The organism is Paenibacillus sp. J22R56, assembly GCF_056269375.1.
Genome location: NZ_JBWDNV010000011.1, coordinates 88,645 through 101,964, shown reverse-complemented (window position 1 = coordinate 101,964; position 13,320 = coordinate 88,645). Strand labels below are relative to the sequence as shown.

Below are 13,320 nucleotides of genomic sequence, written 5' to 3'. Positions count from 1 at the left end.
TTAGTTCGTGGAGTGGACGATTGCTTGGAAGGCATCTTCCAGACCGCCACTTTGGATTTCAATATCTTTCATATCGATACGCTGTTCAATCAACGTTATAATCAGTCGGTCTGTATCCCGGCTTTGAAGCTTCACGCGTCTGCCGTTCCACTCCACATCTATCACACCTGGCAGCGCCAGCAGCTGCTCTGATGTAACGGAAGCACCAGCTGTGAACGAAATGACACGACCCGTTGTTTCTGCTTTAATCTGACTTGGCGAGCCATCGGCAACAACTTTGCCTTGATTAATAACAACGATGCGGTCTGCAAGGCTGTCTGCTTCTTCCAAGTAGTGAGTCGTCAGCACAACCGTACGTCCTTTGTCAGCCATGGAACGGATCGTATCCCAGAACATCTGGCGGGACGTTACGTCCATACCAACCGTTGGCTCATCGAGGAAAATAATCTCAGGATCACCTGATGCTGCAAGCGCGAATCCCAATCTGCGCTGCTGTCCGCCGGACAGTGAGGCGGCCATTTTGTCTTTTTCCTTCTCAAGTCCGGAGATACGAAGCAGCTCCTGCAGGGAAAGCGGATTGCTGTAGTAGTTGCGGAACAGCTCTATCGTCTCCGCCACTTTCAGGTTATCGATGACACTAACTTCCTGCAGCATCGCACCAATCCGGTTGCGTACCGATATATCTTTTGGGCTTCCGCCCAGCAGCTTGATTGTCCCGGAGGTCGGCTGCTTCAGTCCCAGAATCATGGAGATCGTCGTCGTCTTACCAGCACCATTTGGTCCAAGCAGCGCGATAACCGTTCCTTTTTCTACCTTCAGCGATAAATTGTCTACCGCCTTTTTGCCTTGGTAGATCTTCGAGACATTATTTAGTTCGATTGCAAAACTCATTGTTTTGTTCACTCCCACTATCTATAATTTGTCATGATGTTATCGGCATTTGAAGTTGTTGTTGCCCTTGCTTATGTATTCATCTTACCGTTTCCGGATCTGTGATCCTACGCATGAACGTAATCTCTTTCAGATGACAAATGTCATATTGTGAACATGATAAGTTACAATAAAAGCCGTACACACAAACAAAAGGAGCTTACCGACATGATTGATTCCATCTTCGAAACCCATCTGCAAGTGACAGATCTGGACCGTTCCATCCGATTTTATACTCAACTGGGGCTGACTCTTGCGTTACATAAACCTGAGCGGAGGTCGGCTTTCTTCTATGTAGGAGAACGTAGAGACTTGCTGGCATTAAAAGAAGTGTCTAATGGGCAAAAGCTGCAGCCTCGCCACTTCGCCTTTGGCGTTCAGCTCAACCAGCTGCTGCAGGCTTCCGACTGGCTGATTGAACGCGGGCTTTACCCGCTTCCGGGCTTTGGGAAAGATGCATCTGAGCCATTCGTCCATGCGTGGATGCCGGCAGCAAGCGTCTATTTCAACGACCATGACGGCAATGAGCTGGAGTTCATGGCTTGGCTGGACGACGAGCCGCACAATTTGGATTATGTTCCTCACTTAAGTGAATGGAATAAGATCAAACATACGCTGACGTAAAAAAGACCCCCGGCGGGTCTTTTTTTCTTGGATTGACGGTCACATCGACTATTGAGTCTCGGACTAGCCGCGTAGGTTGTAGTTTGTACAGTATATTTGAGGAATTTCGTCTGTAGGGGATGCTGCGTTGTATTTTGTGCAACATAATATCCCTTGCTCGGGTTATTCATGATTGCACACGCCTAAAATACTACACGAAATACAACGCAGCTTCTATATAAGGAGATTCTGATAAAATACGTTGTACAAAATACAATGCAGCTTATGTGGGCTCTAACGGTTCCCGTCCCACTCCTCGTAAAACTGCTCAACATATTGCTCCATATAGCGGTGACGCTCCTCCGCTATCCGTTTGGCAGCGTCCGTGTTGACCAAATCTTTAAGCCTTAGCAGCTTCTCATGAAAATGATTAATAGCCGTGCTTTTCCCGTTCCGGTATTCCTCCGCGGTCATTTCAGTACGGGGTGGAATAGACGGATCATGGATCGGATGCCCTTTCCAGCCGGCGTACAGGAATGCTCTCGCTATAGCGATGGCCCCAATGGCATCAAGACGGTCGGCGTCCTGCACAACCTGTCCTTCCAATGTACGCATTGGTGGATTAGCCCCCGCGTTATAGGACATATTCGAGATGATGTCCATGACATGCCCCCGCTGTTCTTCATCAGGCATGAACTCTTCAAGCCAAGAGCGGACCTTTTGCAGCCCAGCTTCCTTCGACGGATTAAGCTTCTCGTCCGCCACATCATGCAGCAGTGCCGCAATCGTACAGATGAATGCATCCGCCCCTTCCTCTTTGGCTATACGTTTAGCCATCTGAACGACCCGGTGGATATGCCACCAATCATGGCCGCTAGCGTCCTTTTCCATTTCGGAACGGCTGAACAACTCTGCCGCACGAATGATTTCCTCTTGTTCGGTATTCGCAATTCCCATCGTTACACCTCTTGTGTTAATGAATTTGTGGCATTCTTCGCTCTTGAGATAGCTGCACCTGCCAAACAAAGCTTTACCAATAATAAACCTATCCCTATATAAACAATAACTGTCCAGAAAGTAAAAGCATTAGGATGCTCGGTAACCCAGAACCATTGGGGAGAATCCGTACTCCAAGAATTCGCCATGTTCGGATCAAATCCGCTCTGCCTATACGCTATAGCCCAGATCTGATAGATCTTTGCAATCGCATATCCTACGATACAACCAACAATCCCACCTACATGATAAAAAGGATTAACCTTCTCGAATAGATAATCTAACATTTATCCTATCGTCCCTCCTTCAGACTCCTAACATCCCGCCACTGTAAATATTTGTATACCACCTAAAATGATTATACCCGTCTCTTCCCTTGTAGACCATGATGGAATTCGAGATGATGATAGTGGAGGTGGCGACAGCTTGATTACTATAAAAAAGATAACGGCAGACAACTGGTATGCCTGTACTTTGCTTGAACCAACCGAAGAGCAGAGAGTGCTGTTCCCCGCACCTGCTGTATTCTGGCTGGCAGAAGCCGCTTATTGCGGGATGAACGCGGTAGCCCTATATGCGGAGAAAAACATCGTAGGATTCGCTGTCTATGCCATCGATCCCGAAGACGGGCACTATTGGATTATGGCTTTTATGATAGACCGGAGATATCAGAGCAAAGGATATGGACGTCTTGGCATGAAGGAGCTAGTCAAGCATATTCATAACGAGCATCCATGCGAGGTTATTCGATTAGGACATCGACCCAATAATGAGCGTGCAGCGCATTTATATGCCTCATTAGGTTTTATGGAGATCAACCAGACGGAGTACGAGGTCATTCGGCAGCTCTCATTCGAATAAAACGCGAGAAAGGCCGGTGCTCTCATTCGGAGCTCCGGCCTTTATTTTATGCTTATAACTGCTTCTCAAAACATAAGCTCGACTCACAATCCACATACTCACCAAAACGATCGATCGCGTAATAGCCATGTTTCCTATAAAAAGCAAGAGCCTCCGGCTGAGGAGCACCTGCTTCTAAGCGGATGATGGAATAGCCAAGCTCCTTCGCCCGGTTCTCAAGCTGGCCAAGCACCTCGGCTGCAAGTCCTTGTCTCCGAAAAGCGGGGTCCACGTAGAACCTTTTCAGCTCTACAAATTCGCTTTCATGCGGCTTAATCCCGCCACACCCAGCCGGCTCACCATCCACATAGGCCACGATAAAAGTCATCGCCGTCACAGCAAGATCATTAAAGTCTACTGTAAAAATCTCATCGGGCGACGAATACCGCTGCCCCAAGTCCTCATCCAGCTTGCGGATCAGTTCATGCAGATGTACATTATCATGCTGTACTTGCTCAATTTCCCGTATCATACTACCCTCTCCATTCTTATGCTGTCTTTCTCTTATTTTAGCCAATGAAATAGAAACACGGCAAACCCCACTCAAGTAGAGTGGAGCCTGCCGCTATTAATCGTATTATTACTTTCCGTTCAAATTAAGCGTTGGCGTCTGGTCAAAGAAGTTCCACGGCTTGAGCATCGTGTACACCCACTCCGTTGGCATAATCGGCCATTCTTCTGCACGTGCCACATGGGTTGTACCTGTCGTCATCCAGACCACATTGTCTGTATTAACGATAGGCTCATCATCCGACACAAATTCCCCAAGCCCCGTATCTGTCTTCGCACGGTTCGGATATTTGCCTTCCGGATAACGCTCGTTCTCGTAGTAGCGCGTCACCCAAAGCTGCTTATCCATAAAGTTTACGCGGTTAAACAACCACTCGTCCTCGCTGAAGTTTGCCCCTTTTGCAATCGGATGGGTGCCCCCTGCATACGGAATAATTTGATAAGATACCGGATTACCTACTTTATTTTCTTTATTTGTGTTTGTCACAAGTCGAATGGTAGAAGGATCGAACTTCTGAGCGGCATCCTGCTCGGTCGCCACAATACGCGACTCTGTTTGCATCGTGCTCTCGCGCGGGCCGCCTGCTGTATTCTCTGCTACGACTGGATTAATCTCCATCAGGGAGTTTGCTTCCCCATCTACGTCCATATCCAGACGGAAGTTATATATATGCTGATGTGTTGTACCAACAATATTATGGTCGATTAAAGTACCATATTTCGTATCTTCTGCAGCGGTACCGTCATGCATTGTGCTGGACTCAACACCTTTTACAGCCTCAATCCCTGTTGCTCCTGCATTGATGCCGATAGTACCATTTTGCGCAAATACCCAGTCGAAAATATAATCGTAGTTGCCAACTGTACTAATCCACCGCACAACAAGCTCACGACGTTCCGCGCTGACATTGTCTTGTCCCATCTCTTGATGCTTGTATTCCGGACCTGCATAACGCTCGAAGATCGCCATCGCATTCGGAATGCTCATCGCGGAACCAGTGTAGTCCGCAATGGTCGCATCCAGCAGAACAGCATTATCCGGCACATCTTTGCCACGTGCTAGCGATGACGTCAAGGTTCCCATGCCATATTCGCCAGAATCCAGATAAGCTTTGAAGTACCAGCCCACATCAGGGTCACCGTAAGGAACAATCATGCCGCCAAGCGAGCCCTCGTACATAATCTTGCGTTTCTTGCCTTGATCATCATAAGTAACCGTCGACAGGATTGGACCTACACGGGAATCCAGACGAAGATGGAAGTCCCAGTTCTGCCAATGGATCGTATTGCCGGTAATGGTATAGTTCTTGCCTTCCGGCTCGGTAATCTCAAGCGGCTTAGAAGGAGTTGCAGCAGTCATGTTACTGCCGTCATACGGAGTTGCCTTCATCGGAATCGGCACAATACCTGCATCCTCGACCTTAATCACTTTCTTCTGTTCCAGATCCACTACCGCTACAAGATCCTCAATCGGATGTGCCCAGTAGTTGCCGTCTCCTGTATTCAAGTAGGCGACGACTTTAAGCAGGCGTTTATCCTGCTGGAGCTCGTCCTTCCCATCGAAATAACCAACCGTCAGCGGGGTTGATACGACTTGCTTCACATCATTAATGCCGCGCTTCTTCAAGGCAGCTGCATATTCAGTACTTTCCTCAATGGCGGTTTGCACGGTACCAAAGTCATCAAGCAGCACCATACCATGAGCGCCTTCAACCGGCTGCCATGCCGTTACTTTTTTCGTTACGAGGTCAACCGTTCCTTCAATGACATGCTTGCCGTCGAGAATAACAAAAGCAGCCGAACGATTAGTCGTCACATTTTTACCATTTAGCGCAAAATTCCACACTTGATCCTTAGGTGGTGCCTTCAGCGTAATTTCAGTGAAGCGGTAATTGTCTTGGAATTTCCCTTCTGCCCTGAGCACATTGACGGTCGCCGCAATCTCTGAGGACGTAAGCGGGTTCAGCGGATTGGGCTTCGTCTCTACCTGGAACGTTTGATCAAGTCCAGATTGGAACACTTCGCTAATAAAATGATGGGAGACATAGGCCAGATTCTTCTTCATAATAACCGGAGCTTCCATCTCAAGGCGCTGTCCGTTCACTAAGGCAATATTGGAGTTTGGCTTCACCTTCACAATCGTGCTGTTCTTCGTGATCTGAATAGTTCCTGCAAAGCTATCCCACTTGATGGTAGCTCCAAACTCCTCCAAGGTCGTGCGAAGCGGAACAAAATCCTCCGTACCGCCATGCGCCATAGCTGTTGGTGCCGAGACTGGACCTACTGCTCCACTCCCCAAAGCAACCGAAAGTGCTGTGCCTAGTACGGCTGATTTTTTTACGATAGAGCTTTTTAGTTTCTTCATCTGTTTATGCCTCCCATTCTCTTGTGTCTTTCCTTGGTGTTAATTTACCTCACACAATAGAATGGTTAATTGTAAAAAACGGAACAATCTCGTTAAATATGTTAGATTATATAACTCATATCTATTGACGGAAGTGTTGGGCCTTTGCTATTGTTGTACGCATGTTAGGCACACGGGAGGAACAAGCGCACCGATGAACAGATCAATCGAGGGACTCATTAGCGGTATTCAATACGGCTTCGAATGGGAAACAACGAATTATATAGAGCAAAAAATTTATTATGATGGGCAGCCTGTTATCTATTATCAATTTCTCACAGGCATTGGTGATCAGATGATTCGTGTTGTGCCTGATGGCTGTGTCGACCTTCTCTTTTGCTGTGATCCTGTTCAGCCTTCTGCTAGAGTATGCGGTACCGTCCTGCAGGGCAAAGAGCTTTATTTTGAATCAAACACTGTCTATTTCGGGGTACGTCTGTCTGCCAGATTAAGTCTGTTATTACCTAATTTGCCGCTGAAAGAGGTTATCGAGGTCCAGATTCCGTTTGAGGATTCCCTTACGAAGTATAAAGATATGGGAGCGATGATTGCAGAGCTCACCCGCTTCTCTGATCGAATGGCCTGCTTCGAGAAGCATTGTATGCCTATTCTTGGAGGGGATGTCCGATCCATTGGCATGATCGATTATTGCCTAACGTCCATGCAACGTACCAACGGCAGTGTCACCATTCGTGACTTGGCAGAGGATACCGGTTACTCCGAACGTTATATTCGCACCAAATTCGAGCAATCGCTGGGCATTCCCCCTAAGCTGTACAGCCGCATCATTCGATTTCAACGGACACTTGGAGCTATCGTTCGGGGAGACTCCTCCCTTACCGATGTGGCCATGGAAGGCGGCTATTTCGATCAATCTCATTTCATGAAAGAGTTCAAATCCTTCAGTCAACTCACGCCAATTCAGTTGCGAAAATATCAAAAGTCGTCCTCCTAATTCCCCGGGAAATCGACAGATATCTACAAATAATCATCCCTAATCCATTATTATCCGATATAATGTTCATAGCGTCTGACTTCTCTGTGAGAGGAGAGTAGTATCTATGAATACAGATATACTCACCCGCAATAATGTTAAAGTATTTGGCCAGGGCAAACAGTCCATCGTATTCGCCCATGGATTTGGCTGTGACCAAGACATGTGGCGTTACATGGTTCCCTTTTTCGAAAAGGACTACCGAATCGTCTTGTTTGATTATGTCGGCTCAGGATCCTCACAACTCAACTATTACAACTCTGATAAATATAACCGTCTGGAAGGCTATGCCGAAGATGTGCTTGATATTATGGCTACGCTCCAAATGGAGGATGCGATCTTCGTCGGACATTCCGTCAGCGGTATGATTGGGATGCTTGCCTCAATCCGGGAATCCAAATATTTTGAGCGGATCATCATGCTTGGGGCTTCCCCACGTTATGTAAACGACCTGCCTGATTATTACGGCGGCTTTAACCGCGATGAGATTAATGAATTGCTGCAAATGATGCAAATGAATTTTATTGGCTGGGCAAGCTATCTTGCTCCAATTGTCATGCAGAACGAGGACCGTAAGGAGCTGTCTAGCGAGCTTGAGAAAAGCTTCTGCTCCAGAGATCCGCATATTGCAAGGCAATTTGCCGAAGTGACCTTCCTATCCGACTGCCGGGAAGAGCTTGAGTACTCGTCTATTCCTACACTTATTCTGCAATGCGTGGATGACAGTATTTCTCCACCAGAGGTTGGGGATTACTTGCATACCCATCTAAGGAACAGCACCTTAAGGCAGATGCAGGCAACAGGTCATTATCCACATCTCAGTCATCCGGAAGAGACAACGAAATACATCAAAGACTATTTGGCGATCTCCTAATCTGTGATGAAAGGCAGTTATTTGAATGGATTCCTTATTAAATGAAGCCCCTTGCGGTTATTTCTCCATTACGGCGAAGGGACAAGTTCAAGCGGTCAATCAGACACTGTTAACGATGCTTGGATATGAACGTGAGGAGCTGCTGGAACGGCATATTGAGTCAACCATGTCGGTGACGAATAAAATGTTTTTCCATACCTACTTCTACCCCTATATCCAGCTTTATGGCCAGGTCAATGAGATGTACTTTTCGTTCAGGACCAAGGATGGTAAGGAGCTTCCCGTTCTGCTAAATGGGATTCGCAGGGAGCGTGATGGCGTAACGGTTATCGACTGTGTCGCTCTCGAAATGCGCAAGCGGATTGAGCACGAGAAGGACATCATGCAGACGAAGCAGCGGCTCGAAGCCTTGTACCAGGAAACGAATGAAGCGAATCAAAGACTGGAACTGCTGCATACCCAATACGAGAAGAAGCAGCAGGAGCTGCTGGAATTAAACGAAAAGCTGGAGGCGTTAGCCTCAACAGATCCATTAACTGGCCTCAAGAACCGCAGGTTCTTCCAGGAGCAATTACAGAAATGTATAGCTAAGTCTCAAGAAACCGGGGAAGCCTTCTCCCTTTGCATCATTGATATTGACCGATTCAAATCCATTAACGATACATACGGTCACCCTGTTGGCGATCTCGTACTCTCCCAACTGGCGGAGCTGCTGCAGGAGCAGTCGGCGGCGGATTCCGTCGTTGCAAGGTTCGGCGGTGAGGAGTTCGTTATTTTACTGCCGGAGCTTAAGCAAGAGCAAGCACTGCTGGCTGCAGAAAAGTACCGCTCCGCCACGGAGTCTACATCACTTGGTGATTTGCATATCACCGTCAGCATTGGCGCTGCAACTTATTCTCCTGAAGACACCGAACAACCCTTGCTCCAGCAAGCAGACCAAGCCCTATATCTCTCGAAAAATAACGGGAGAAATCGGGTTACCCACTACAACGCGTAACCGAAAAAGAGCAGTCCCAATGCTATTGCATCGGGGACTGCCTTTTTTATGCTTCGCCTCAAAACTCCCATTATCGGCCGAATCTATTATTTGAATATCTTTTGTTTAAGTACAAACCGTACATAAACAGGAGCAGAAGGATTATACCGACGGCTAGAATCAAGCTGAAGAAAAGATTAGGATAATCAAACTCTCTGTGAAATGATATATTAAGCCAGATAAAAATAGCACTTAATCCGAAATGCTCTCTATTGTACTTGGTTAGTTTATACTTGATGAGCCGGAAGATAAGCAGAAGAAACGTAAAAGCCATTACAGTGAAACCAAAATACATCATATTTACAGCCTCCTATCACTCATTACCTTTTCCAGTTGTGCCCAAATAATACCATGATATAATAGGAGCTGTCTTAAATAATTAGTTTTAGCGAACGTTGTTTCGAGTCGAGTGTGACTTTCGACCGAAACAACCGAAGCAGTGAAAGGAACTCGCCTCCATGTCATCTACTCATACCCTTCACACCCCGGCGGCACCAACGACAAATGCCTCTTTATCCAAGGGACTGCTGCTCCTGATGGCGTTTGCCGCTGGTATGTCCGTTGCCAATTTGTATTACAACCAACCGTTGCTTGCAGATATCGGGCGCTCATTTGGGGTACAACCCGATGAGATTGGCCTTGTCTCAACCTGCACCCAGATTGGTTACGCGCTTGGGATGTTCCTCTTCGTTCCGCTTGGCGACATTAAGGAACGCAAAGGACTTATTACTGTCCTGTTATCTCTTGTCTGTCTCTCCCTTGTTGGGGCAGCCACCGCACAAAGTCTTGCCTGGCTATATATCGCCAGCTTCGCCATTGGCATAACGACAATCGTGCCGCAAATTCTTATTCCGCTCGCGGCGACACTAGCTTCCCCAGGCCAGCAAGGAAAAGCCGTTGGTACTGTCACAAGCGGACTGCTGCTTGGCATCCTGCTCACACGAACGGTGTCCGGTATAATTGGCGGAACCTGGGGCTGGCGCTTTATGTATGGACTTGCCGCTGCTGCCATGCTCGCCCTGCTTATTCTGCTCCGAATGAAGCTGCCCGTCAGCCGAGCCGCTGCTAACCTCAATTATGGACAGCTGCTCTCCTCCATGGGCCAGCTTGTAAAACGATATGCGACATTGCGGGAATCCGCATTGATTGGAGCTGCTAATTTTGCGGCCTTCAGCATCTTTTGGACTGCTTTATCATTTTACGTGGAGGGTGAACCTTATCACTACAGCAGCCAAATCGCCGGATTATTTGGCCTCATTGGTGCTGCCGGAGCATTAGGCGCTCCATTCGTCGGAAGAATGGCTGATCGTATCCCTACCAAGTGGATGATCGGTGCCTTAATTTCGCTCAACATTATCGCTTATCTACTGTTTGGCCTGTTTGGAAGCATGTTATGGGCACTCATTCTAGGCGTTATATTATTAGACCTTGGCGTGCAAGGAACACAAGTTGCCAACCAAACCCGCATTTATGCGCTTGAACCTCCAGCCCGAAGCCGTCTGAATACGGTCCAGATGGTAACCACATTCCTTGGTGGAGCGATCGGCTCCTCCGTCGGAAGTTACGCCTGGCATGTAGCGGGCTGGACAGGAGTTTGCTTCGCGGGTGGAATCGTTGGATTAATCAGCTTCTCCGTTTGGCTAATTCATCGTATAAAAAATTAACCTGCCGTATTAAAAAAAGCGCTGAGCAGCCCCCGGCTATTCAGCGCTTTTCTATATTTACGGGCGCATCCGCTCGAACGCGCTTTTCTCAGCCCGCTTATAACTCGCGGACGGACGGGAGCATATACGCCCGGCGTATTGATCAAACACCTCCGCCAGCACCTCATGCTGGAATTGCAGCTTGGCGCGTTTATAGCCTTCGCGCACTAACCTCTCTCTCAGCGGAGTATCGCTGGCAAGACGCACAACGGCATCCGTAATTCCTAGGAGCGATTCGGGTTCTACAAGCAGTCCCGTCACACCGTCCAGCACCGCCTCCGAAGCCCCTCCGGAACGACCTGCAATTACGGGCACACGGGCGGATGCCGCCTCCAGATAGACGATGCCGAACCCTTCCGCATCCCCTTTTTCAAGCTGTCGGCTAACCATAATGAACTGATTCGCCAAATTATAATAATCATTCAGCCGCTCCGAGCCGCTGACTCCTCCTACGAAACGAACCTTGCCCGCAACACCAACCGTCTCCGCCAGCTTCTCCAGCCGGCTTAGCTCTGGTCCATCTCCAACGATCATATATACTGCATTAGGAATATGACGAATGATAGACGGCAGTGCTTCAATAACTCGATCATGTCCCTTTCGGGTAACAAGCCGCCCTACGGATAACAGAACATACTTCCCCTCCAGATCATGCTGCCTTCCTAACTCTTCATCCATTGGCCTTTGCTCGAATAAGCTTTCTACGCCAGGGTGAACAATCCCGATCCTCCCAGCATCAACGCCATATTCCTCTACCAATCTTCGTGTAAACTCGCTGTTCGCCAGCACGCCATCAGCCTTGCGCAAAATCAGCTTTACGACTTGATTAAGACCTATAAATCTTCGGAACATGAGCATATCCATACCATGAATTGAGATCATATAACGACGCCGGCCAAATATTTTAAATAATAAACCTATAAAGCCAATTAGGACATAACCATATACGGTTACATCCGGTTCTTCCTTGCGGAGTGTTTTCTTTACCAGCCGGAACAGCCTCCCCCAGCTCGTTACATCTACTTTTTCCCCACGCATGAAGGAGCCTCTAACAATCCGGTACGGCTGCCCCTCGTCGAATGCTTCGCTGCCTGGATATTCCGGAGCGATAACGGTCAGATCATGCTTCGTATGTTTGGACAGATTATAATAATAATTCTGCATACCTCCGACACCTGGCGGAAAAACCCCTGCAACGAGCACGATCTTCCTACGTTTCATAAACCTTCTCCCTCCTAATCAGCATGCTGACAGCCCGAATAATCGCCCAGAACAATACCTCAGCCATAATGTTCCACAGCCTTGCAATCACTGAAATTTGAAGCGCTGTTTCCGTTCCGAGCTTGAGAGACAAGAAATAGACGAGAAAGCCTTCGCGTACCCCAAGCCCGCCCGGCAGTGGACTAACAAGACCAAGAAGCCAAGAGGTTGCGAACGTCCCTGCGGCATAAAATAAGCCTACTTTCCCTTTATCAAAGCTGTTCGTCAGCATCCAAAAGGCAATCCCCATTATAAAATGGCTGCCAAGAAAGCAGCTCAAGTAAACGAAAAACTGATTTCGAGTGAGGCTTACCTCCGAACCCGTCATCTCCACGCCGCCAAATGACTTCGTCATCTTCCCGATCATCCGCTGCAGAAATCTCCAGCGTGAAGCACGGACAAACAAGTTTTTGAAGAGCGCTGTCAGTGGGGTATAGAACAAGTAAATGACCACAAATATAACAGCTAGCAGCAGCCCTACCCACAGCGGTACGATATGCAGACTAACAATCAGCATCATCGCATACACAAGCGCAGCCGCAATAAGCAAAATATTCTCGTATATGATAGCCGCAAATTGTGCATCAAGCGGTATCCCTGCTTTGGTCGCCATAACGATCCGGCCAGCGACGTTCCAGAAGCCTCCGGGTATGTATTTGCCGAATTGGGTCTCAATAAATATACGAAGACCTCGCAGCATAGGCAGCCCTGTTGTTCCACCCGCCAGCCTGCCGGAATCGGATAAGGAGGCATTAACGATAAGCACCCAGATTCCAGCTTGAAGCATTAGAAAAATCGCAAATAAGATCAGTGACAAATAGAATCGGCCGTTCGCATTCACCATAAACGAAGTAATGTCCTCCAGCTTAAGTGGAATGTTGCGGACAATAAATACTACAACAACGGCGAGTACAGCGATCTTTAGCACCGTAGGCACCAGCTTGCGGTACGCAGGCAACCATCAACACCTCCCAGCGGGATTACAGCCATCTTCTCATTATAGGAATGTTCTGTTATCCGTGATTCATCTAGAATGCCGAATTTGGTAAAAATCATACGTTTTTTTACCACAAATACAAAAAGAAGAACCAGCGGCAGCCGGTTCTTCTT

General features: G+C 47.8%; 13 protein-coding genes. 6 read left to right on the top strand and 7 right to left on the bottom strand.

The features are described 5' to 3' along the window. Entirely contained in the window at positions 1–891 is an 891-nt protein-coding gene (locus AC0YNT_RS25065; protein WP_475807053.1) for an ABC transporter ATP-binding protein, read from the bottom strand. 207 nt (positions 892–1,098) lie between these two features. Between AC0YNT_RS25065 and AC0YNT_RS25060 the strand changes: the two genes are divergently transcribed. Further along, the gene (locus AC0YNT_RS25060) at positions 1,099–1,554 is read left to right on the top strand and encodes a VOC family protein (protein ID WP_475807052.1); all 456 of its coding nucleotides are present in this window, start codon (positions 1,099–1,101) and stop codon (positions 1,552–1,554) included. A 273-nt stretch (positions 1,555–1,827) separates the two neighbouring features. Here the strand turns inward: AC0YNT_RS25060 and AC0YNT_RS25055 are convergent, their stop codons facing one another. Together AC0YNT_RS25055 and AC0YNT_RS25050 are read right to left on the bottom strand one after the other, a co-directional pair. Further along, a complete protein-coding gene (locus AC0YNT_RS25055) occupies positions 1,828–2,490 on the bottom strand; it encodes an HD domain-containing protein (RefSeq protein WP_475807051.1) in 663 nt (220 codons plus the stop codon). Between the two features lie 2 nt (positions 2,491–2,492). Then, complete coding sequence (locus AC0YNT_RS25050; protein WP_475807050.1) at positions 2,493–2,816, bottom strand: hypothetical protein; 324 nt, start codon at positions 2,814–2,816, stop codon at positions 2,493–2,495. 139 nt (positions 2,817–2,955) lie between these two features. On the opposite strand from AC0YNT_RS25050, the gene AC0YNT_RS25045 reads away from it, so the two are divergent. Continuing rightward, a complete protein-coding gene (locus AC0YNT_RS25045; RefSeq protein ID WP_475807049.1) occupies positions 2,956–3,390 on the top strand; it encodes a GNAT family N-acetyltransferase in 435 nt (144 codons plus the stop codon). 52 nt (positions 3,391–3,442) lie between these two features. Here AC0YNT_RS25045 and AC0YNT_RS25040 read toward each other — a convergent pair whose 3' ends face one another. Both AC0YNT_RS25040 and tynA read right to left on the bottom strand, forming a co-directional pair. Next, a complete protein-coding gene (locus tag AC0YNT_RS25040) occupies positions 3,443–3,901 on the bottom strand; it encodes a GNAT family N-acetyltransferase (RefSeq protein WP_475807048.1) in 459 nt (152 codons plus the stop codon). A gap of 108 nt (positions 3,902–4,009) precedes the next feature. Next, positions 4,010–6,304 (bottom strand): primary-amine oxidase, encoded by a 2,295-nt coding sequence (gene tynA / locus AC0YNT_RS25035; protein ID WP_475807047.1) that lies wholly within the window; start codon positions 6,302–6,304, stop codon positions 4,010–4,012. A 193-nt stretch (positions 6,305–6,497) separates the two neighbouring features. Between tynA and AC0YNT_RS25030 the strand changes: the two genes are divergently transcribed. From AC0YNT_RS25030 to AC0YNT_RS25015, 4 genes are all read left to right on the top strand, one after another. Next, a complete protein-coding gene (locus AC0YNT_RS25030; protein WP_475807046.1) occupies positions 6,498–7,298 on the top strand; it encodes a helix-turn-helix domain-containing protein in 801 nt (266 codons plus the stop codon). Positions 7,299–7,404: 106 nt separating this feature from the next. Then, positions 7,405–8,211, top strand: coding sequence for an alpha/beta fold hydrolase (locus tag AC0YNT_RS25025; RefSeq protein WP_475807045.1), 807 nt, complete (start codon positions 7,405–7,407; stop codon positions 8,209–8,211). A gap of 25 nt (positions 8,212–8,236) precedes the next feature. Beyond that, positions 8,237–9,208, top strand: coding sequence for a sensor domain-containing diguanylate cyclase (locus AC0YNT_RS25020; RefSeq protein WP_475807044.1), 972 nt, complete (start codon positions 8,237–8,239; stop codon positions 9,206–9,208). Positions 9,209–9,705: 497 nt separating this feature from the next. Further along, positions 9,706–10,911 carry an MFS transporter gene (locus AC0YNT_RS25015; RefSeq protein WP_475807043.1) on the top strand — a complete coding sequence of 402 codons (1,206 nt, stop codon included), beginning with the start codon at positions 9,706–9,708 and terminating at the stop codon, positions 10,909–10,911. A gap of 57 nt (positions 10,912–10,968) precedes the next feature. Here AC0YNT_RS25015 and AC0YNT_RS25010 read toward each other — a convergent pair whose 3' ends face one another. Together AC0YNT_RS25010 and AC0YNT_RS25005 are read right to left on the bottom strand one after the other, a co-directional pair. Next, positions 10,969–12,171, bottom strand: a complete 1,203-nt coding sequence (locus AC0YNT_RS25010) for a glycosyltransferase family 4 protein (protein WP_475807042.1) — start codon at positions 12,169–12,171, stop codon at positions 10,969–10,971. Continuing rightward, a complete protein-coding gene (locus AC0YNT_RS25005; RefSeq protein WP_475807041.1) occupies positions 12,161–13,168 on the bottom strand; it encodes a lysylphosphatidylglycerol synthase transmembrane domain-containing protein in 1,008 nt (335 codons plus the stop codon). The genes AC0YNT_RS25010 and AC0YNT_RS25005 overlap by 11 nt, the downstream gene beginning before the upstream one ends. Positions 13,169–13,320 lie beyond the last annotated feature (152 nt).